15 protein-coding genes are annotated in these 22,674 nt (G+C 40.9%); all 15 read right to left on the reverse strand.

Translation table 11 applies throughout. The features are described 5' to 3' along the window. On the reverse strand, positions 1–4,404 hold a 4,404-nt coding region (locus H6G08_RS26795), incomplete at its 3' end, for a hypothetical protein (RefSeq protein WP_190548619.1). Continuing rightward, positions 4,397–8,029, reverse strand: coding sequence for a contractile injection system baseplate wedge protein (locus H6G08_RS26800; protein ID WP_190548621.1), 3,633 nt, complete (start codon positions 8,027–8,029; stop codon positions 4,397–4,399). The genes H6G08_RS26795 and H6G08_RS26800, both read right to left, overlap by 8 nt. A 215-nt stretch (positions 8,030–8,244) precedes the next feature. Further along, entirely contained in the window at positions 8,245–8,733 is a 489-nt protein-coding gene (locus H6G08_RS26805) for a carbohydrate-binding protein (protein WP_190548623.1), read from the reverse strand. Positions 8,734–8,776: 43 nt separating this feature from the next. Further along, positions 8,777–12,400 carry a baseplate J/gp47 family protein gene (locus tag H6G08_RS26810; RefSeq protein WP_190548625.1) on the reverse strand — a complete coding sequence of 1,208 codons (3,624 nt, stop codon included), beginning with the start codon at positions 12,398–12,400 and terminating at the stop codon, positions 8,777–8,779. 28 nt (positions 12,401–12,428) lie between these two features. Next, complete coding sequence (locus H6G08_RS26815; RefSeq protein ID WP_190548627.1) at positions 12,429–12,944, reverse strand: gp25 family contractile injection system sheath assembly initiator; 516 nt, start codon at positions 12,942–12,944, stop codon at positions 12,429–12,431. A gap of 1 nt (position 12,945) precedes the next feature. Next, a complete protein-coding gene (locus tag H6G08_RS26820; protein ID WP_190548628.1) occupies positions 12,946–13,248 on the reverse strand; it encodes a PAAR domain-containing contractile injection system baseplate protein in 303 nt (100 codons plus the stop codon). A 134-nt stretch (positions 13,249–13,382) separates the two neighbouring features. Next, complete coding sequence (gene vgrG / locus H6G08_RS26825) at positions 13,383–15,155, reverse strand: type VI secretion system tip protein VgrG (protein ID WP_190548630.1); 1,773 nt, start codon at positions 15,153–15,155, stop codon at positions 13,383–13,385. Beyond that, a complete protein-coding gene (locus H6G08_RS26830; RefSeq protein WP_190548632.1) occupies positions 15,152–15,859 on the reverse strand; it encodes a CIS tube protein in 708 nt (235 codons plus the stop codon). Before H6G08_RS26830 ends, vgrG begins: the two co-directional genes overlap by 4 nt. A 4-nt stretch (positions 15,860–15,863) precedes the next feature. Then, on the reverse strand, positions 15,864–16,034 hold the full coding sequence (locus H6G08_RS26835; RefSeq protein ID WP_190548634.1) for a DUF5908 family protein: 171 nt from the start codon (positions 16,032–16,034) through the stop codon (positions 15,864–15,866). Positions 16,035–16,079: 45 nt separating this feature from the next. Then, positions 16,080–16,577, reverse strand: coding sequence for a contractile injection system inner tube protein (locus H6G08_RS26840; RefSeq protein WP_190548636.1), 498 nt, complete (start codon positions 16,575–16,577; stop codon positions 16,080–16,082). Positions 16,578–17,071: 494 nt separating this feature from the next. Continuing rightward, entirely contained in the window at positions 17,072–17,503 is a 432-nt protein-coding gene (locus H6G08_RS26845) for a phage tail protein (RefSeq protein ID WP_190548639.1), read from the reverse strand. Between the two features lie 59 nt (positions 17,504–17,562). Further along, on the reverse strand, positions 17,563–19,002 hold the full coding sequence (locus tag H6G08_RS26850) for a contractile injection system sheath protein (protein WP_190548641.1): 1,440 nt from the start codon (positions 19,000–19,002) through the stop codon (positions 17,563–17,565). A gap of 27 nt (positions 19,003–19,029) precedes the next feature. After that, complete coding sequence (locus tag H6G08_RS26855) at positions 19,030–20,229, reverse strand: hypothetical protein (RefSeq protein WP_190548643.1); 1,200 nt, start codon at positions 20,227–20,229, stop codon at positions 19,030–19,032. Between the two features lie 13 nt (positions 20,230–20,242). Then, positions 20,243–20,821 (reverse strand): contractile injection system cap protein, encoded by a 579-nt coding sequence (locus H6G08_RS26860; RefSeq protein WP_190548645.1) that lies wholly within the window; start codon positions 20,819–20,821, stop codon positions 20,243–20,245. A 477-nt stretch (positions 20,822–21,298) separates the two neighbouring features. Next, a complete protein-coding gene (locus tag H6G08_RS26865) occupies positions 21,299–22,645 on the reverse strand; it encodes an ATP-binding protein (protein WP_190548647.1) in 1,347 nt (448 codons plus the stop codon). Between the last annotated feature and the right edge of the window lie 29 nt (positions 22,646–22,674).

Here is a 22,674-nt window from a genome sequence, read left to right on the forward strand (position 1 = left end):
CGCATTTTTAATCACTTTACCTTGTGCATCTAGCACTTGGAATGTACCACCCGTCACATTGGGTATAAGATTAACAGCTTCATCATTCGCACAGAAACTAGTTTGATTTTCTTCACTACCTACTTGAAAAGTTGCATCTGGTACGGCGAAAATTGTCAAAGTTTTCTGTGCAGAGTTGGTACAACCTTGACTGCTGGTGATGGTGTATTTTAAGGTAACCTGTGTAGATGTTTCGTTTTCGCCGATTGTGACAGCGCTGGGGAGGAATTGGTAATTAGTGATGGCTGCGCCAACGTCTGCGACGATCGCATTTTCAATGACTTTACCTTGTGCATCAATTACTTGGAATCTACCACCCGCAACCTTAGGTATCAGGGTAACAGCTTCATCATTTGCACAGAAACTCGTTTGATTTTCTTCTCTACCTACCTGGAAACTTGCATCTGGTACGGCGAAAATCGTCAAAATTTGCTGTGTGGAGTTGGTACAACCTTTGTCGCTAGTAATTTCGTATTTTAATGTAACCTGTGTAGATGTTTCGTCTTCACCGATTGTGACTGCTTTGGGGAGGAATTGAGAATTAGCGATCGCATTTTCAATGACTTTACCTTGTGCATCAATTACTTGGAATTTACCACCCGCAACTTTAGGTATCAGGGTAACAGCTTCATCATTTGCACAGAAACTCGTTTGATTTTCTTCTCTACCTACCTGGAAACTCGCATCTGGTACGGCGAAAATCGTCAAAATTTGCTGTGTGGAGTTGGTACAACCTTTATCGCTGGTAATTTCGTATTTTAAGGTAACCTGTGTAGATGTTTCAGCTTCACCGATTGTGACTGCTTTGGGGAGGAATTGATTGTTAGCGATCGCATTTTCAAGTCCCTTACCTTGTGCATCAATTACTTGGAATTTACCACCCCCAACTTTGGGTATCAGGGTAACAGCTTCATTATTCCCACAGAAACTAGTTTTTTGCGGATCGCTACCTACTTGGAAACTCGCATCTGGTAGCGCATAAATTGTCAAAGTTTTCTCGACAGACTTAGTACAACCTTGACTGCTGGTAATGGTATATTTTAAGGTAACTGCCTGAGAATTTTGGTTTTCAGATAGTTTGATAGCGTTTGGATGGAATTGATTGTTAGCGAACGCATTTTCAATTACTTTACCTTGTGCATCTAGCACTTGGAATGTACCACCCGCCAGCTTTGGTGTTAAGCTTACTGGTTTATCATTAATACAAAAATAATTTTTATCTGGATCTTGACCAATACTAAACCCTGCATCTGGTAAGGGATAGACAGTTACCGTCAATGTATCTGAAGTGTCATTAACAGTATAGACAAAAGTAATTACTACTTCTAGACCCTTAGCTAAATCGTCTTTGCTAGCTTGGTTGATGCTACTAGGTTGAAAGAGTTGTTTGATACCTTCAAATACAACTCCTTCTCCTTTAACCGTACCACCTTCTGGTTCTAAAATGAATTGATATTTCTTGCGATCATTTTCGCAAAATACCGTTTTCTCTAATAAAATTATCGGTCTTGGTTTAGCTATTATATAATTGATTGCTGGTGCATCATTACTACAACGATAAGGTAAGCAAAAATCACCGACAACTACATCTTTACGCTTTTGCAATTCTTGGAATAGTTTTTCCCAACTGTTGATTGATTCTTCAAACCTGTCTGGTGGTAAGCAAGCAGATTCTTTAATAGTTCTCGTGCGTGAGCTACGTAATTTATAAATAAACGGATCTTTGTCAGCAGCTAGTAGTTGATTAATTTCTTTACCATCTACATATACTAAAATAAATGTCCCACCTTTTGGGACTCCTCCTAAATGTTCTACACCCGGATACTGTTCAGCAAAATTTTTGAACAAATGCAGTTGTATCATTTGTTCAAGTCGGCGCTGATAAGTATTTATCAATCGGATAATTTCAGAATATTTGAGTTCCTCTGCTGCTTGAGGATTACCCATTTTGTAGCTTTTTCCAGAGTCACTATTACCTTTTTTAGATGAATCTGTAGGTAAATCTGTAGGTAAATCTGTAGGTAAATCTCGTAACCAACTGTAAAGTGTTTCAATATCTTGAAACTCCGGTTGTGCGATTGTTGGTTGTGCTGAATCATTCCTAAGAGTAAAACTTCCCGAAGAAAGTAAAGTAAGTGTATATTTATTGCTATTTTTATTATCCTTGATTGGGAGATTTACGACAGAATCAGTTGAAAGTTTTAGGTAATAATTAGGATTTTCATCTACTATTCCGTAAGTTATTTTTCCTAGTGATAGACTGTTTGCTATTTCTCTGGTGATGCGTTGTTGTTCCCGATTAATTTCATCACCATTAAGTTGAGAAAAATCGATATCCAGATCATTAAAATTTTGTAAAATATTTCCCTGAGTGCCGTCTTTCTTAATAACGTATTGTGCAATTCGCTTATTGTTTTTGTCGCGGATAAATAGCTGATAAGTTTGGTTTTGCTCGCCTTTGACAAATTCATAAGCTTCAGGTTGACGGGCAAACTCTAAAATAGGATTATATATTTGATTGAGATTGATAGCAGTCAAACTAGGTTGGTCAAAGAAAACTTCTTTTAAAGTATTAAGTAAAACATTTTTTGATGCCGTTTCATTCTTATGCAAAATTGTTTGAAAATTTTCTTTTAACCGACTAAAATCTAATTCTAAGTCATCAAATTGTCCAGCAATATTTAAATCTTGCAGGCTGGCTTGGCTACCAATTTTTAGGGTAAGGACATCAAATGGTAAATTGTAGAGTTTCTGATATTCCTTGATGCGTTTAAATACGTCGCCGTTAGCTTTACCAATATGTCCTTCGATGCGGTAAAAATTATGTTTATCTAAACGATAAACTAAATCTTCTCCTGGGGGAATAGCTGGTGTATTGTCACTATTTTTTTGAGAAAAATAAGCAGGTATTAGGTGACTTCTACCTTTACGATAAGCATCGTAATTCCAGTAAAGATAAATTTGTGGATAGTTTAAGTAATAAGGAATAGCTTGTTCACTCAGGGGAACTGAACTATCTTTACTAGGAGTAATTTTTAATGGAGTGTCAGAAAATGGTAGTAGGTAAAAGCTCGTTTCTTGGCATAATTTAATTAGGCGCTCGTACAGATAACGTACTTGTTTAACACGCTGTTGATTACCGTTATAAATTGGCGGCTGGGTGAAGTAGCTACGATAAGGGGAAGCGGGTTCATATACTTTAGGTTCTTGCTGGGAATCTGGAAATATTCCCAACATGAGAAATTTGGGGAACCGCTGAGTATCAGGAGCGTAATCATCCATTAAATCAAAAGCTGCTGCTGCTAATTCATCAAAAGCAGCCACTAGTTGACTCAGGTAATCATAAAAATATTGTATGGCGTAGCTTGGTTCAGGTTTTTCTGATGGTATGGGGTTTGGGTTATCTGGTGGTGCTTGGATTCCTTTGAGTATTTCTTCTAAGTTTTCTTTCAGCTTACTAAAATCAGTTTGAGAATTGGGGTTAAAGGAACTAAAGAAAGGTGAGAATAGGCGAGACAATTTGCGAAAAGCATTATCAATTGAGGCGATCGCATTTTCACAAACCTGGTGGTATTCTTGCCAAAATGCCTCATAGTCACTAATTTTTGTTAAATCTATAATACTAATATTGTCAGATTGTTTATAGCCAAAGCGTTGTATTTTAGGTGCAAAATCTTTGAATGTTTTCTGCTCCAGTTCTTCTTGGAGATAGTGATTCCGTGCGGTAAACAATGCTTCAATATTCTGCTCAGTCGAAAATACGGTTTTTGGAAGCTTTGCTGCAACATCATTAGGGCGGATGAGAAAAAAGCGGTACTTGAGATTAACTTCGTTGCTTAGGTTATCGTAATTTAGTCGGCATGTATCGCGCTCAATCTTCTCAAGCTCACAGCATACCACCAATACGCGATTTTTCAGTAATTCTTGAAACGCTGTTTCTGATTGGGGGAGAAGTATATGTGTTGTATCTTTTTCGGAGGGAGAAAATAGTTCTATAAGTTTGATTTTATCAGGACTGTTTTCTGATTCTTGCTTCTGACTTGATGCAAATAAAGTAACTGGAACTTCCTGTTCGGTGTCATAATGAGTCAGCTTGGTATCTGCAAGCGCGATCGCATACCCTTCAGAAGTAATACCACATCCGGCGGAAATCTGAATGTGTGATTGTGATTGTTTTGAATCGTAAACGCTGCTTACTTCCAACCCGCCAACAATTCCCATACCAATAAAATAGGCGCGGGTAAGGCGATTTTGCTCATCAAGATAATTAACAAGGTGATTGAGGTCATCCTTGCTCAAAACCTGGTTAGCTGTAAAATGGGGATAGCCACTGTGGTTGATAATTGTATTAATAGCCTTAATCATTTGTACTTCCTAAAACAGTTTGGTTGAGAATAATGGGTTGAGCTTCACAGCTAGTAGTTTGCTGAGAGTCGTACAATTTACCCTCTGGATAAATACTTCGCAGGTTGGGGAGTAATTTTACAAGATTGCTGTGTGCTAGAGTTAAATTCCTCCCATTCTGGGCTAATTCCTGAAGCCAGTTGCGATAATAATCTTCAAACTGACGCATCTGTTCCAGATTCAGCCAAGCAATTTTCAACGCAATGTGCGCTGGTGCTTCCAGTCGCAAGGTACGCTCGACAAAAGTGCGAAAATTCATATCGCGAAAGCGTTCTGGCCAATAGGGGAGAATGATACTAATCCAAAAAGAATAGGGATCTTGTTGAGTTAAGCGCCAAGGTTCTGCTTCTGAGTTAGTTCCATCATCCGCATTGATAAAAATGGGCAAAAACTTGTCTGTATCGGTTGGGGATTTCTCAGAAATAGACACAGAGACATTAGTTTGTGGTAGCAACAAAATATGCTCTAGCAGATGAAACCCTTCATCATTTACGGAATTTTGAATTTCTGTAATTGCTTTATCTCGCTCTACTTTACTGGTGTAATACTGGTTAGCTAAGATTTCTTTTTTATGGTCTTTTTTATTCTCATAAATTATTTCCCAGCCATAGGGGCCATTTTCACTGTTAATTAAGCGGAAATTACCTGGCTTTTGAATTATTTCTAGCAATTGATTGACGGTTTTCCAAGCTGCGCTTTCATCAATATGCTCTTTTTTACTTTGTAATAGTTTTTGCCCATTTTCATCCTCAATATGCACCAGATAAGTAGACGAAAAATTGTTTGTCTGTGCGGTGAGACGCGCTGTGCGCACAAACAGAAACAGGCGATTAATTGCAGCATCACGCTCTGTAGCTGTTGTATAGTTGTGGGGATGGATAGCAACTTCAGTATTGCTATCTCCTGGTTTGCTTAGTACCTTAAAGCTAAAACCATCTGGGGTTTGGGTGGGGAGAATTGCGGTTGAATCTAAGATACCTAACAGCTCGCGATAAAAGCGATCGCGGGCTGTATTTTCATTTCCTAATAATTCTGTACCTTGTAATAAGGTGATTCCTTGCCAATTTAACCGGAAACGATAACCGGAATTTGTTGCAGTTAGCGCTTCTATTTCTAAGAATTCATCCAGCAAGTTCAGCATTTTAAAGGTGGCAAAAGTATCTGTCTGGCTGGGTGAAATTGCGACTACTTTACCAGCTTTATCGGTAATACCCAAGCTATAACCTTGGGAATTTTGTGGAAGATTCACATAGCGATTTAGGTAACGCAGATGTTCTGCAAACTGAGCAGCAGATTTCCAAGCTTCAATTTTTGTGGTGTAATGTTTATCGCTTTGCAATATGATTTGATTGTCACTATTGCGTTGAAGTTTAAATAAATATTCCTCCCGATCCGGAAATTTTTCTACTACAAATTTAAATTGATTATGGTTCAGTTGAATGTTGCTGAACCAGCTTTGCAGATCTATTTCCCGTGCTTCTGGAGTTAGTAAGCGATCGCATTTTTCTGCTAGTACTTTTCCTTGGTTATCGATGACAGCGTAGCCATAGTCAGTCAATCCCTGACAGGTAAGACGCTGATAAAAATCCTCATGTAAAGCTACTAGTAAAAACTTCTCTAAATCTGCTTGCGCTTGTGCTTGGGTGGGGTAAATTTCGTAACTGGTTAATACCTGTTGGGAACCACACTTAACAGAAAAAATAAATCTAGCAGTATTAACAACACGATAATGACACAGATCGCGCCGCCGCACATCGTCAATACCCAACAGACGAGAAACCCGCTTTTTAAAGCCAGAGACGTTTTCGGTGTTCCAAACCTCACGCAAGTTACAATAATTAAAAGCCCGGAAGCGATCGCGGCTTAAAGCGGGATAATCTTTTAAAAAGTTTGTCTTATCATATATCAGTTCAATGTCGTGCTGTTCGCGATCGCTATGTTTCTGCGTCATCTGGTAATTTAGCAGCACATAGTCACTAAAAGACTCTGCAAATCGCCCCAGAAGATGATCGAGAAATTGATTGCGGCGCTCGCGATAAGCTTCTGTATCTAATTCTTCTTCTAGAGATTGGAGATAATGATCGTCAAGAATAGCAGGGCGATTGGGAAAATCTAAAGCCTGAATAAAGTAAGTTTTGCGCGTTAGAGAAGACTGATTTGTATCCCTAATTCCCTGATGATTTTTATCCATTTCCCAAGAAAATAAATCCCGCACATGCGCCAGTTGGGAAAGGTAATTAGCCAATAACTGATCGAAAAATACTAGATATCCCTTTAATTGCAGGGCTTGGGCTTTCCGCGATGCTTTCACCGTCTCTGGTAAGCCATCTTCACTAATACCATAATTGAGGGGAAAATCATGCTGAATCGAATAATGATCCGCAAGATTGTAATAACTACCTTTAGGTACAGGGAGATTTAATTCATAATTTTCCCGCAGATTTTTGATATATGCAGTTTGTTGTTCATAATAGCGGCGCTTCACCTCATTAACATCAGCAGTAATAGGCAAAACACCTTTAAATAAAGTAATGTTAGACTGTTCCATCCCTAAAACTGGGCTGTAACCTTCCGTTAAATGTAAATACCAGGGATGTTGGGACTGGGGCAAACCATTGATATAGTTAGTAATACTCAGATGTTTAATTGCGGCGACACCAGGAACTTTTAATATTTCTTGGTAAATATCTGAAGTATAAATAATTGTCGGCTGAGTCAGATTTGCTAATTCATCAGTATCAATAAAGCCATGACTTTGGTAAGATTCATCGTTAGTTACTGTTGCTCTCCCGGCAAAAATTTCATCTATACTTTTACCTTTATCTAACAATTGTTGGAGAGTATAAAATTGCAAATTAGGCGAAATAAATGCTTCTAATCTTGTATATATATCTACTAATACATCCTCAGCATCAGCATCATTTTTAAGTTCAATATCGCAACAAATAGCAATTTCTTCATCACCCAAAACAATCACATCTTGGATATCTTCGCAGAGATTGCGATATTGACACAGCACTTTTTTCACTTCCTCAAGAGTATCAGCCCAAGAAAGGTAAAGCTGTCCGCAAGCATTTCTGCGGTATCCCACATCCAAGTCAATATACACAGTGTAAAGCCCGCGCGGATGCAATCGGGGGGCTGTTTCTGGCGCTTCACCATCTGGGGGAGTGGATTGTAAAAGACTGCGATCGCTGTTTATATAAATAGCAGGCTCATAATTTGTAACTTTTTTCAACCAAGCATTACGCACCCCAGGAATATCAATTAGGCGCTTGCGAATATCCAATTCTGTAACAGGATTACAGCTTAAGATTTCATCGGCGGTAAAAAAGTTATTTTCCTGACTATTAGGCGGTAAAGCCAGTAGATCCTGAATATCTAAATTATTGCGGTAGCCCAAATCTGTAACCGCATAGCACAACACTTCCAGGATAGTAACACCAGGATCGTGCAGATTATAGTCTGTCCAGAGTTTACCAGACAGGGCTTGCAGGTGCTTGATACCGATTTCCCGCAATTTTTGAAAATCTAAGTAATCGGGAAATTCAGGCTGACGTTTTGAGATGCTTAAATATTCCAGCATGGAATTTAGGTATTTTTAGATAATAAACAAGCAAAAAATTTATCGGGTGGGTTAAGTAATACCAATTTAAAAAAAGAATGCGACAGATGCATAGGTTGGGCTTACCGTGTGTAAACCCAACATATACAAGGCGTTGGGATGTTGGGTTTCGTTCCTCAACCCAACCTACATTTGTCGCAATCATTCTTCAGTTCTCTTATTATTTAATGATTTTTTCAGGCTGCAAACTTGAATAGTTGATAAATCGATTCAATCACCAACCACAAAAGCGCGATCGCTACTCCCAAACTGAGTAATGTGATATATTTGAGCAGTTTGTCTAAACGTAATTCCATTTGCTGTTTATATTCAGTGAATGCTGTATTCAGCGTTGTTAAATTCTGTTCAAGTTTGTTAACTTTTTGCTCTAAATCCTTGACATAAGATTTCCAATTGCTACCTGTTCCTGGTGGTTCATTTGGTTTAGCACAAATCTCTGTTTTCCCTTGTACTTCCCAAAGAACACCTTGGTAATAAACTACATCTCCGGGAGAATATGTTCTTCCCTCTTGCCAAACTCCGGAAAATTTATCTTCTTTTTTATTTAAAGTCGAGTCAATCAAATCAGCAAACTGAGTTTCTGATAACCGACTTTTATTTTTAAATAAAACTTTCAGATCTGCGCGATTTTTCCAATTCACAGCAATAGTAGATAAGCTCAACATAATCTCAATTCAAAATTAAAAACTACATCTTAACAGTCAACAGTCAACCCAATTCCAAATTATCTAAGGATTCATAACCCAAAATTCCTGATGCTAATTTGGGCTGTTCTGCAATAGTATGTGCTTCTTGAATAATGTGGGTTTGTCCTGTAGTCAGTACGGAAACTGACGTAAGTACAGAGCGTGCAGTGGAGGCGATCGCTTCTTTAACATTGCGCTGGTTGTCATGGTGCATCTGAAAATTAACCACATAATCAACATAGTATTGCTGTTCAATAAAATTGAGAATAGATGAACGATACATAGTACCTCCTAAGTTAATTTCTGCGCCTTTATCAACTGTCCAAGGTGTTAAAAATTGGGTAATTCTTTGTTCTAAATCCCGGCGATAATAACCAAAGTTACTATTATATGGAGGTTTAAATTGCACCTCACACTCAACTTGAATATGCTCGTATACAGGATTGACAACTCTAATATCTACCCAAGGCGAACTCAAACCAGCTAAATATTTCTCAATTTTTTCTAGGAGATTGATATTAATTTTAGGTTCTAAATCATTGGTACTATTACGCTGGGATAAATCAGGAATTACTACCAAAGTGACAGCCCCCGGTACTAGTTCATATAACTGATTAGTTTGTCCTACTTTTCCATGATTAATGCAGCGAACTTTATAAATTTGGGGAAATTTTTCTAATACTAAGCGTTCATAATCAAAAATACTCACAGCCCGCCCTTTATGGCGCAGGTGTTCGCTAATTCGCGTATAAAAATGCTCTGGTTTTTCCTTAATTTGTCCGCCAAAGGAATCATAGGGTTGTTCGACTTTTTTAATTTCCGGTATGGGTACAGCTAGTTTGGCGATGGTTCCTGCTGGTAAAGGTGTAGCTAAATGCTGAGGATCGTTACCAGCGTCGGTGAAAGTTACCCGCGCAGCTTGGGTATATACGCCAAGAATTTGACAAATCGCCCCACTCCGGGCGGGAACAGTGGCTTTAATCCAGTGCAAACTCGGATCGAGGATGGTGGTATTCTGTTTGCTGATGTCTCCGGGAATTCCTAAATTGACGATACCGGAAGTAATTAGCCCATTAGTTGTGTCGCTGACGATGCGATCGCTCAAGGATATCCAAGTATTATCTTTGAGGTAGTGCCATTGCACATCAACTTTTTCTAAAGCTGTATCTGCTGTTTCTTGTGCTACTTGGAATAATAAGGGTAAACTCGTAGGCGGATCTAAGTTTGCTAACCCAATCAACAATTCACCCTCGTTGGTAAATTGCGGTAAAAAGTCAGGCGTATCATTCGCTACTACTTCTGCAAATCTATCAAAGGGGTGGAGATGGAATAATCTACAATCTCGCCCATCAGCAACAGCGTTGTAACTCAGGGAAATAGACTGAATTACGGGGGTATAAGGTTCGTTGAGAATAACTGGTGCGACATTCTGGAGATTAGTACTGAGAGTATCACCAGGTTGCCAGCGTTGGAAAGTGCTGGTTTTCTTGTCACCGTCAACTGTTACCACTTCATACACAGCACCATTGACATATTCTCCAGCCGCAAAATTTTTCGCTGAAGCTAAGGTTTGCAACGCATATTTGCGGGGGAATTCTTCGTGGAGAAAGTTCTGTTTGAGGACGAAACGCAGAAAACCGCTAGCAGTATCTAGGTTAAAGCTAGTTAATTCGTCAATTTTAGCCCCAGGTAAAGGTGTGGAGGCTGTTCTGTCTACAAGAATGCGATCGCCTGCGGGAACAAAAAGATTATATTCACTAGGTAAGCTTTCTCCTGACCAATTGTGTTGTGTCAGTCGCTTAACATCAGCTGTAAACTTATCAAACTTTGGTTTACTACTATCATTATCACCATAATACCCACGATAATGATTTTTTAAATCAGTAGGTAATCCTTGCCAAACAACTTTCATTGTCAGCAAAGAAAGATTTTTTTGAAAAATTTCTTTACTCCCGACATAAAATGTTGAACCTACTACTGGTCTGGGGCCAAAAGGTTGGAATGGTTTACCGGGATTAATGGGAGATAAATCATTTTGTAGTAATAAATTTTGAATTTCTATATTTTTAGTGCTGATATTAAATTTAGTCAGTTTCAGGTTACGGAAATAACTATAAGCAGATAAACCATTCACTAATACATTATCTTTTAAATGCAATCTGGCAACAGGTAAATTAGTATTAAGTCTGGCTCCTGGTAATTCTGGATGATAACTTTCAATAGGTTCTTGCTCGGCAGTTAAAGTGACTTCTAATGTTAATGTTTCGCCAGTTAGACTAGTTTCATTATTTGTAATTGGTTGAATTTTCCCTAATACCCAATCTTTTTTACCGCTAAAATCAACTGTAAAAATATTCGCTAACTCGCTGGCTAATATATTATCAATAACACGATTAAAAGTTAAGGTAAAAATAATGGTGCGCGTCCCTTCTTGAAGATAAAAAATATTCGACGCGATCGCTAATCCTAAAACAGCATGGTTGCGTGTCCTATCGCCAAAGGGTCGCCAAGTCTTCACCACTTGGTCTTTGGGGAAATCTCCACCTTTGCCATCAAAGGAATTGGCGATTGGTGAAGCATACAAACCCAGTAAATTTTGAGGAATATCACCAGTTGCAATTTCTTGTGAGTCTAAAAATAGCCCTTGCAAACTGGCGATCGCCGCTTGATGGAAAACTGTTTCGGCATCAAGCTGGTAAAATATATCCACACCACTAGCATCTTTACCAGCCGGAAAGGGCGTTGCGGCGGCGAGTTTGTATTCTGTTTGCGTTTTCGCCAATTCCAAGATTAAATGAACCCGGTCTGGTTGGGCTGGGCGATCGCGCAGATACAACACTTGACGGTAAAAAAAGTCCAGATGTCTCTGCGTCATCCGATTGAAATCGTCTCTGGCTGGTTGCATCACTTCCCAAAAGGCAAAATACAAAGCCAGATGGGGTGGATGATCTTGTCTATCTGTCAAACTAGCTTTTAAATATTGCGGTGCTTCTTGAATAATTTGGCGATAAGTTTGAAATAACATCTGAAACACTGCATCTATTTCTGCACGCGGTTCTGACGTATCATTAAACCGAGTGCGATCGCCTGGGGAATCTGCATTCAAATCCAGTCCCAAAACTTTCTCAAAATCTGTGTAAAATGTCCCTTCTAAACCTTGATTTCTTTCAAAAGACTGCATCCGCCGTAAAGGTTCTTGCAGATTAGTTTTCACTAGTCCTTGAATAATCGCTTTTAACGGCGTATAAGATTCTAAATGCTCATACCAGTTAGCAATGGGTGTTAATAACTCAGATTTCCACAAATCCAGAATTGGTTGCAGCGTTGCAACTGACTGATTTTCGATAAAAGCTGGCAAATTTTGCTGATATTTAGCCTTAACCTTTTCCGGTTGGGTTTTACTAATTAAAGCGATTTGTATCGGCGTGCTACTAGTAAAAAAGTCTTCCCAGTTACCATCTTTTTGCTTTTCTAAGCTATAGTAATGAACCTGCTGACTGAGTTTGTGAGCAAACACCAGAAAATCAGCCAAGTCACCTGCATCAATTTTGACGTAATCGGGCGACAAAGCTAAAAGCTGTCGCTGGCGCTGGCTTACCCCATCGCGGATTAAGGGATTTTTCGGTAAATTGGGGCGAATGCTCATGGTTTTCTCAATTACCAACTTCAGACAGCTATCTACTAGGCTCAGCGATCGCGCTTAAATTTTGCGGTACAGGAAACTCGGCGGTTTCCGGTGGCACCGCCAGCAGATTACCGCTAGCTTCTTGCAAATAGAAAGGATAGACAAAATTGAAGCGAGAATTAGTACTGATAATCGTGTAGTCTACGGTAATATAAATCACACCTGCTATCTGTGCATCCATGTGCAAATCTAATTGATTAATCAGAATACGCGGTTCGTGATACAGAATCGCAATGCGGATGATTTCTTTGATACTACTAGCAACTGTAGGGCTAAAGGTTTCAAAGAGCAAATCATGCAGATTGCAGCCATAAGTCGGTTGCATCACCCGTTCGCCCAAATTAGTAGACAGAAGGATTTCCAAACTCTGGCGGATGTCATCTTCTGCGTTAACTAGTTTTACACCTTTGCTAGCGCGATCAAAAGTCGGTGGAAATCCCCAGCCAGTACCCAAATATGCGTTACTGCGTTCCCCTGCTGTAATTTGTGTAGAGATATCCCGCATATCACCCTCCAATCAACACATTCAATGCGCCTAAAACAATCGAGCCACCGTGAGCTGTAGTATCGCCAATCCTCACAGCCGGTTTTCCCCCAATGGTTACAGTGGTCGATCCCATCACAATGTTATCTGGCGGGCCCGAGCAAGTGCAGGTATCCCCTAATACAGCAGCCGGCATCCCTGCAATCAAAACTTGCGGTACTCCCGGCCCCACTACCGGGCCACCCACATGGGGTATAGGCGGAACACCAGGAGTCTGCATTGGGCAGACATGCATATCATTAATACGAGCAGCAGGTTTTCCCATAATTTTTTAGTTGTCAGTTGTTAGTTGTCAGTTGTTAGTTGTTAGTTGTCAATTCCTCTCAATGCCCAATGCCCAATGCCCCATGCCCAATGCCCCATGCCCAATGCCCCATGCCCCATGCCCCATCCCCATATTCAATTAATTTGCACCAACGATCCCTTGAGAATGGCGATCGCACTGGTGGACACTTCCGCGCCGGCGCTACCTTCGGCTTTAAATTGGGCGTTGGCTTTGACATTAACGTTTAAGCCTTGAACGCTGGCGTCTTGAGTAGCTTTCAGGGTTAACTTACCCGTGGCTTCGATGGTGATGTCTTTGGAGCTTTTCATAACAATACCGCGATCGTTCATCGTCAGGGTATTACCGTTTTGGTCTTTTAAAGCAATACCTTTATCCTCATCAGAGATAATAATTTTGTTACCACCAGGGGTTTCCAGGGACACGATCTTCTTTTCGTCATCGAAAGTCACCTTCATTTGCGAACGGGTAAAAAAGCCTTTGCGATGATTCTCGTCAGAACCTTTCAGAGGTGCGGGATTCTTGCTACTATTGAGCATTCCCAGCACAATCGCATCGCGAGGATCGTCGTTGAGAAAGCCAACAATCACTTCATCGCCAATTTCTGGGCGAAAGAACGAACCGCGATTATGTCCCGCGTATAAGGTGGCAATCCGCGACCAAATACCCTCATTTTTATTGTCGATAGTGGGAACTTTAACTAAAATACGGTCTTCGTTGTTGGGGTCATCTTGCAACTTGACTACTACCCCAATTTGCAAGCCGTTGACACCAGGAAGCAGTCCGGAAGCTGGTTGATCGACAATGTCTGTTTCCTGGTAAAACCACTGAAGCGACAAACCAAGCTGTATGTCTGTATACCATGCTCCACCATTGAGTTCGTGACGAATCCCGGAGACGTAGGCTAAACCGTTGAAGCGTCTCCCCATGCCTTCTAACTCGATTAAGGTATCCGGTTTGGCATCAGGGTAGCCTTTAACCTTGACTCGCCCCTGTATCTTAGCTAACCGACTCTTCAATAATTGGGCATCAGCCCAGGCTTTGAGTTCCGGTTCTTGTACCCGACCACTATGGCTTAATTCCCAAGCCTCCAGAGCAATGACCTGCGCTAAATTTTTCCCTGACAGGTTACCCTGTTTGTTCACCGTCGGCTCAGTTCCGGCAATCTCCAGCAAGTTCTGATCTTTGTAGCTCCAAGCTTTTGCTTTCACCGCTGCATACTGGGAACGTGCATCCATTTCTGCTTCAAATTCCAGTATGTTGACACCATAGGTGAGGGTAACTAAGGGGCTACCACTGGTAGTTGGAGCTTTAATTGTCAGTTTACCGTTTTCTGCTAGGACAATCTGCCCATTGATTTCCGCCCGCGATAGTATAAAGTCCCAATCAGTAGCGTAATGTTGAACAATTTCGGGATATTGAATTTCAGTGGCTTCTATATTTTGACTAATACCACTGTAACTGCCAATAATTTGGGCGATCGCTTCACTATCTTTAACTTCTGTAAAATATCGACTATGGCGACCAATAGTCAATTTTGTGACTTTATCCTTACACTCAAGCACTAATATCGAATCGCCATTAGCACCAATCTTCAAGGAATGCTTGACAATTAGCCCTTTAAAAACAGTTTTATTATTACCATCGTAACCAAGCGCAATTTCTAGTTCCTTACCCGGAATTAGGTCAGGCCCCTCACTAGCAGCAAAGGTTTCTGCATCCACCGCACCATCACGCAGCACTATCCGTGCTGTTGGTACACGGTTAACTATGCGGTTCACTGTCAAAGACAATACCGTATAAGTGTTGGTAATTTCCTTACCATCAGAGAGCAACTTAAACGTAGCGACATTATAAAGCGCATTTTGCGGAATAATCAGGTCAGTCATACTTCAGTTTTCTCCAACGGCGGAAATCTCAAATCCTTGTTATCCAGCAAACGGCGAAAATTCACCAACCCGTTGACTTTAGCAACTTGCAAATAATAGGATGGGTCGCCATAAATACGATGAGTCATCAACGGTAAGGTATCACCGGCTGTAACCTTGCGTACATGGGTCACATCTGGCGATTGTTTCCCTTCTTTACGAACACGACGCTGGGCTTCAATATAACTAACAAAAGTAGCGTTAATTTTTGCCCTCAAAGGCTTACCATCGGGAGCAAACAGAGTGTAGTTAATCTGTAAATCTATGAGGATACAATCAAAGCTATTTGTCGTCCCAAAGGTCAAGTTTCCCCACAGCAGACGGAGAAAATTAGGTCTGTGAGTATCACTTTGCATGGTGTAAACCACATTCAGCAACTCTTGTACCTGTTTACCTACGTCTTTATAAAATGTATTAGGTTTACCCTTAATTGGTACTACACCAGTCCCATCAAAAGTAAATTCCAGCTTAATTTCTTCAGGTTTTGTACATTTATACTGTAAATCGTTACCTTGGGCACCTATGTCTTGTGCAGCATCGTATTCCACCTTAAAACTTTGGGACAATTGCTCCGGATTAATCGGTAGATCAAATTCTCCATGTTTATTCTCAAATCGCTTGTCTTTATAAGCTTGAATTTTAACTTTGCTGAGTTCGCCCGTCATAAATTTACCGCTCAGACTTTTCCTTCAAGATGGCTAGAACCTGTTCCACACAAGTAGCTATGATGGCAGCTTGAGTATCAGCATCAAAATTGCCGGATTCTCGCGCAGAATTTTGTCGTTGTTGTCCTTCATTCACTGAGGCTTTAATCACTAATTCTCTAATTTCTAATGGCATAAATGATTCACTTGATTTTAATATTTATTGCAGTAATTATTTTTTTTAAGACTTGCCTATCATCTCAAAATAGCTGTAATTCAATTCCAAAGATTCAATGGCAATGGAATTTTGTTCTGCATTGAATTCCGAGACAGACCATTTTTTCGGCCAAGCATTAATCACCTTCCAAGTTACCAGAGGTGCGGTTGTTTGCGGTGCTGGGTTCGCACCAGCAGACTGGACATGTAGCAAGCTTACCAATAAATCCATCGGTTTAATATCAAAATTAAGAATAGCATCCATGCACCACTTCACCATCTGGGAATTCTTAACTAAGCCACGCTTTAGCACTAAAGGGTCGTATTTAGTCCGCACTGGTAAGATATGTTCAAAGCGATTTTCACCACCTTCTTTTAAAGTTTCAGTCTGCATATCTACACTCAAACCAGTCACACTCTGAAAGCGTGTCTCAACTACATTTTTATCTAATCTTTCGCCTGCAAATTGACCTTGAAAACTAACATCAAAAAAGAAACTAACCGGGGGATAACTATATGTCATAGCTAACTGATTAAAAACTGAGCAAAATTAATCTAACAAACCACTCATCCACCAGTTGAATTTGGATATGTGAGTGATTTTGGCAATCTTTATTCTTTTCCTCTTCCTTCGCGTTCTACCCTCCGGGAACGATTTAGTCGAATGCGCCTTTGTCGTTTGTTCTCTATATCTCAATACGGTTCAGTTAGCATCAAAAAACAGATTTGACGTAGGTTGGGTTGAGGGACGAAACCCAACATTTTCTGCGCTTTGTTGGGTTTCACTTCGTTCAACCCAACCTACATTTATCCTTAACTGAACCGTATTGCTCTATTTCTAATCCCATCGAAAGATTGGTGAATTACTACTGATTTATGGCATTAATTCTGAAGAATTGAGGCACTAACCGCATTCGCCACAGGTGTTCCCGCAGGGTAGACGCTAAGTTCGCGAAGAAGAGAAAAAAAAGAGAAAGAGAATAGTAAGTTTACATCACCAAATTAATGCGATTATCGCTATCCATTCTGAATAGTTAACCCTTCATGGGCAATTTCAATGCTTTCAATCGCCACTTCGTTACCATCACTTTTGAGGTCGGTAGATTGTACCTTGGTCGGCCAGGCGTGTTTAACTTTCCAAACTACCACAGGTTCATGTTTTTCATTGAGCAAACTAACAGTTAAATCACGGCGCTCAATAGTATTTAAAGCTACCGTATTCCACCACTTATAAAAATCATTGTCAGCTTTAACAGTGCCCCGCTTCATCGTGATTTTGCTCAATTTCTGCATACCGGGCATATTCAATTTGTGATATTCCTTCATGTTACCTTCGCGGTATTCAATCATGTCGGTTTCTACTTCTAGCCCGGTAACTTCAGTGAATCCTAAGCGAGTACCGCCCCACTCTACTTGGAAATGAAACTTGGGTAAAGGATAATCTGCCATAAATGCTTAATGTGTTGATGGGTTTATTGAGAAACTTTTGTCCAGAATCGGGAATAGAATTAACTTTCCTGCATCTTATGAGAGAACTTGAGGATGATAAATTCTGCTGGACGGACTACAGCCATACCAATCTCGATAATCAAGCGGCCTTCCAAAATATCTAAGGCGGTCATGGTTTCATTCAGCCCTACTTTCACATAAAAGGCTTGTTCTGGTTTGGCTCCAGCTAATGCCCCAGCCCGCCATTGGAGAATTAAGAAGTTTTCGATCATCGCCCGCACTTTCACCCAAGTATTGGCATCGTTAGGATCGAACACAAAGGCTTCGGTAGCTTTTTTAATCGATTCTTCTGCCATGTTGAAGAAGCGACGGACTGATATATAGCGCCATTCGTTATCGTTACCTGCTAGAGTCCGCGCACCCCAAATTAACGTACCTTTGCCAGTAAAAGCACGGATGGCGTTGATTGATTTACCACTAGTATCAACGTTGAGGTTGTCTTGCTGATCGTTGGAAATCTTTAAGGTAGGTTTGATAACTGAGGTAAGAGCAACGTTGGCAGGGGCTTTCCAAACGCCACGGGTGTTATCGGTACTGGCGTATTGACCAACTACCAAGGGTGAAGGTGGCAGTACTAAGGGCAATTGATCAATGGCTGCTTTGATCAAAGCATATTGAGTACCATCAGCACCAGTTGTAGTGGCGGGATTGAAACTAGCCATAGTCCCAGCTTCTGTTCTAGGTTCTCCATCCTCGCTGCGGTAAATCTTTACTTGAGCCTCGTCGTAGAAGTAGTTGAAGATAGTTTCAATATTGGGGGTATAGATTGCGCCGTATTTCAGGTTATTTAAAGGTAGGGCTAATCCGCGAAACGTAGTTGCTGCATCGAGGATGGTTTTGGGTGGGGTCAGCAGTTTCAAATCTATGACTGTGAACCGATCCTGTAGCTTACCGCATTGATTTAAAGCGTCACTTATCAAGGCAGCGTAGTTAGCGTCACTGAGGGCTTGGCTTTCCGGGAATACCAGCAGGGTAACTTCATCTTCTTTAGCAACTTCCGCCAGACCTTTTTGCAAGGCGGCTAATTCAATAGTGCCGTTCATCTTCCCGACGGAGACAATGTAGCAAGGGCCACCTCCATTGCTAAAGAAAGCCTGCATGGCGTAATACAGATTGTTGGCATTTGGGGCGGTGATCAGGGCATTGGCTTTGCGATCAATGAGATTGCCAGCACTATCTTTGGTATCGGCAATGACAACTTCAATTGTGGTTTCTTTTTTAGCTTTGCCAAAAAATTGTTCGTATTCAAGTAAGGAAGTGATGCGGATCGGTCGAATAACGGGGTTACTAGTATCGGCGTGAAAGTTTTCGACACCGTATTTAGCTATTTCGGTATAACCAATAAATGCCGGGATGGCAGTTTCAACTTGGGCGACAGAGGGGGGAAACTTGGATATTTCCTCGATGTAAACACCTGGAGTTTTATAAGTGCTTGGCATAATTTTGGGAAGGTAATTGCTGGTTGTTTAGAGATGAATATCTGAGAAGATGGTGGTGACGCGGGACTGTGCATCGGTTTCGGGCTTAATCAGCGCGATCGCAGGTGCTGGTAAGTACTGGTCTTTACCATCGGTGAGTAGTTTATCTGGTTGCAAACGCAGACCTAGAGGCCGTTTAGTAACATAGGTTTTGGCATCGATTAATTCAAAGTTAGGTAAATTAGCCGCATTAAAGCCATGCGGTTTTTCGTAACGATAGCGCCAGCGAGTCGCCCGATTTTTGCAACGAATGACATAGGTTTTGGGTTTAATTAAAGTGTTTCCGTCCTGATTTTGCAAGAGGGTGAAAGCTGGAGGTACGAGGCTCTGATTCAGCACTATTTCCACCAGCGCAAAGGCCTCACTGGACGTAATTGGGTCACACAGAACAAACTTGTCAATTTGGCGATTATTGAGACTTAGCTTGTAAAATCCAGGAATTTGTCCGGTAAAATTGAGATTACAAGCGATCGCATCACCTGGTTGATGATTATCCCCAATCTTAACATCTAATGCAAAAGTTACCTGCTCGTTCACATCTTGCAAGGTAAAGCGCCAAGTCTCTCCCGGATTAGCTTTGGGGATTGTATAGATGCGAGACAATCCCTGTTTAGTTAACCTATCTTGCTCAGATACATATTGACTTTGAGGCAAAATATCCCAATCATTATTGTTTGGTTTCACGCTAGCTGAAGCTTGATAACGCCAGGCTTCTAGGGTCTTCCCCTCATGATTTACTAATTGCCCTAGATGATATTCGCTTTTTGGCTTGTAGCTTGGCAGAGGTTGGGTCAAGAATAAAGCATGACCCTGATTACCCCAAAGATTGGAGAAATAATAAATCTGCTGGCGGTTTGTAGTCAGGGATAGATTGGTAAAATTGGCAAAATAGCGATCGCGCACCAATAGCCAAAATGTCAGTCGTTCCGGTCGGTTCACTGGTAATAAAGTCTGCCAATCACCTGACTTACCTGGCTCTACATGGGCATAGATACTTGCACCCCGTGATTGTGGACGAAATAACCAGCGAAGATTTCGCAATATTCGCAGACATTCTGACGTAGGTACTAAAGCTAACATTTGTGAGATGTCATAATCATTGGCTGGTAGTTTTGGGGGATTGGGCTGGCCTAGATAATAGTCATGCCAAATCTCTAAATCCAGGATTTTTTGATATAAAACCTTCATCGGCGATTATGCCTCACTCATTGATAGAGACTCCAGTGATGACTTCACCTTCACCCTGACGTTTTTGTGCCTCTATAGCTACAAGGCGGGCGCGGTACATTACGAAAGGTACTTGTTTTCCGCCCAAAGAACCCCAAATTTGATTAACTTGTTCAAAACTGAGGGAATAAAGGTCTGGTATCAGCCGCACATTGCGCGAAATACTGCCATTCCCTGGCGTAGAGGTAAACGAAATTTCCTGTTGTGACTGAAAAAATTCTACTACCCGCGACAGCAATCTCAGGGCTGTTTCATACTGATTGTGCAGTGAGGAAAACAGAATAAATAGGTTGAGGTTGACAGGAGGATTTTGGTAAATAGTCCGCCCATTATCCATTCGATAGTGACTACCATTTTTTAGCGTAGCCTCTTCTTGGAGATTTACTAAGCTCATGACGATATGACCGTTTAACTGATTGTTGGGGCCTCCAAGTTCTTCCGCCATGCCAATGTTATCTATTAACACAATCTGTCCCAGCCCGAGTTCTGGCTCAAGCTCTAGGATGTAGCGCTGCAAAGCAACCTGTATCAACCTCATTGCATCAAATATCATAATCAGTCAGTTCATGAATCACTCAGAGGGCTATACTGTTTCATCTATATCGATACATAAATTTACGAGTCATATTAACACGTAATACTGAAAAAAATTTTGTAACAAAAGTGTTAAACAAAAAGTACTTTTTGCAACATGATTTTTTGTCACAAAGCTCCGAAGTAGTTTGGACAGGTAGGTATTTATTTAATGGTTTTAGCTAAGAATGCAGGCTTAAAGTACATCCATAGAAAAACCTATAGGAATTTATGCTAATTTCCGACTTTACTCCTTGAAAAATAGAAATATTTAACCCACAATCTTAATTTACAACCGTAAAATTACCCAATTAAGACAATATCTTTTCTCTGACTTTTCTCTTATTGAATGTAATAATTTTTATTATTCTCTGTATTTTCACTCCCTCGGTTTTGTGACTAAAGTCTATTACCCTGAAAAAATAGGGTTTTTAGTCAATGCCCCATGCCCGATATCCTAGATCATCTTTCCCGTTTTACTAAATTCTCGCTTGATAGCAGAGAGTAAATCCTGTTGATGAATGAGCGTATCACCTTGCTGTAGTGCTTGCAAGCAGCAGTATTGCACTACATTCATAATGTCAGAACCGGTGAGTTCATAGGTTGTGGAAAGTTGTTCTAGGTCTAGAGTATCGGCTAGCTTTAATTGTGATGGAAAGGCCATTTGCCACAGTTGCAAGCGTTCTTTGGGACTTGGTATGGGGAATTGAATAATGGATTGAAATCTGCGGATGAAGGCCTCATCGATATTACTTTTGAAGTTGGAAGAGAGTATCACCAAACCATCGTAGTTTTCCACCCGCTGTAGCAAGTAGCTCACTTCCTGGTTAGCGTATTTATCATGGGCATCGCGGACATTGGTACGCTTACCAAAAAGAGCGTCAGCTTCATCAAAAAAGAGAATCCAATCTTTACTTTCGGCTCTAGCAAAGAGATTGGCGAGGTTCTTTTCTGTTTCGCCAATAAATTTGGATACCATCATCGAGATATCTACTTTATAAACATCTTTGCCTGTATATTTGCCTAAAAGGCTGGCTGTGAGCGTCTTACCTGTACCAGGGGGGCCGTAAAATAAGGCGCGGTAACCTAATTTGAGTTTCTTTTTCATCCCCCAATCATAGAGAATGGTGGGGCCGTGAATAATCCAGGCTTCTAAGTCGCGAATTTGTTGTAAGGTTTGGGCATTGAGAACCAAGTCTTCCCACTCCATATCTGTGGTAATGCGCTGGGCGGGAAAACGCATACTAAAATGAGGACGAGAAAAGTGTCCTTGAATGAATAGGTCAATGTAATCCTGAGTGATGACGAGTTTGCCACTCATTAATGGTTCGCCTTCTGGTGGTGCATCGAGGTAGAGTACACCTTCACGGGCAAATGGATGATCTTCGCTGAAAATTTGTTGTAGGATGAGGCGATCGCTAAAGTCACTACCCCCCAAGATAAACAACACCGTTTCACCAGTTGGGAGAAAACCCCGATGGGATTTACCCCGCCAGCCGCCAATTTGTGGATAGTCTCCGGCTTGGGGTAACTGCGCTGCGATCGCTCGATCGAAAAAGTCAGGTTGTAAGTGGGGAGCCAAGGCTATCAATAAAGTTAGTTGGGCGGCAATATCTAATTGATGATTGCGAATAAAGCAGGTGAGAGGCGTTTGGGCTGTTAACCATTCAGCTGGTGGATGCGGCATCATTGCCACCGTTTCTGCTTCGCGATCGCCCAAGTGATAGTCCAAGCGCCACTGAATCACTTGGGCTAGGTAGTTTAGTGCTGTTTGTAAAGTTTGGATTACAAGCAAACGTGTCATGTGTGCGGTTTAGAGAATCTGATCGACAA

Source organism: Calothrix anomala FACHB-343 (assembly GCF_014696435.1).
Taxonomy (GTDB): Bacteria; Cyanobacteriota; Cyanobacteriia; order Cyanobacteriales; family Nostocaceae; genus Aulosira; species Aulosira anomala_A.

Excerpts from the sequence above, each read along its gene's own strand:
- H6G08_RS26800 (WP_190548621.1), bottom strand. The coding sequence starts at position 8,029 with ATGCTGGAATATTTAAGCATCTCAAAACGTCAGCCTGAATTTCCCGAT.
- H6G08_RS26805 (WP_190548623.1), bottom strand. The coding sequence starts at position 8,733 with ATGTTGAGCTTATCTACTATTGCTGTGAATTGGAAAAATCGCGCAGAT.
- H6G08_RS26810 (WP_190548625.1), bottom strand. The coding sequence starts at position 12,400 with ATGAGCATTCGCCCCAATTTACCGAAAAATCCCTTAATCCGCGATGGG.
- H6G08_RS26815 (WP_190548627.1), bottom strand. The coding sequence starts at position 12,944 with ATGCGGGATATCTCTACACAAATTACAGCAGGGGAACGCAGTAACGCA.
- H6G08_RS26820 (WP_190548628.1), bottom strand. The coding sequence starts at position 13,248 with ATGGGAAAACCTGCTGCTCGTATTAATGATATGCATGTCTGCCCAATG.
- vgrG (WP_190548630.1), bottom strand. The coding sequence starts at position 15,155 with ATGACTGACCTGATTATTCCGCAAAATGCGCTTTATAATGTCGCTACG.
- H6G08_RS26830 (WP_190548632.1), bottom strand. The coding sequence starts at position 15,859 with ATGACGGGCGAACTCAGCAAAGTTAAAATTCAAGCTTATAAAGACAAG.
- H6G08_RS26835 (WP_190548634.1), bottom strand. The coding sequence starts at position 16,034 with ATGCCATTAGAAATTAGAGAATTAGTGATTAAAGCCTCAGTGAATGAA.
- H6G08_RS26840 (WP_190548636.1), bottom strand. The coding sequence starts at position 16,577 with ATGACATATAGTTATCCCCCGGTTAGTTTCTTTTTTGATGTTAGTTTT.
- H6G08_RS26845 (WP_190548639.1), bottom strand. The coding sequence starts at position 17,503 with ATGGCAGATTATCCTTTACCCAAGTTTCATTTCCAAGTAGAGTGGGGC.
- H6G08_RS26850 (WP_190548641.1), bottom strand. The coding sequence starts at position 19,002 with ATGCCAAGCACTTATAAAACTCCAGGTGTTTACATCGAGGAAATATCC.
- H6G08_RS26855 (WP_190548643.1), bottom strand. The coding sequence starts at position 20,229 with ATGAAGGTTTTATATCAAAAAATCCTGGATTTAGAGATTTGGCATGAC.
- H6G08_RS26860 (WP_190548645.1), bottom strand. The coding sequence starts at position 20,821 with ATGATATTTGATGCAATGAGGTTGATACAGGTTGCTTTGCAGCGCTAC.
- H6G08_RS26865 (WP_190548647.1), bottom strand. The coding sequence starts at position 22,645 with ATGACACGTTTGCTTGTAATCCAAACTTTACAAACAGCACTAAACTAC.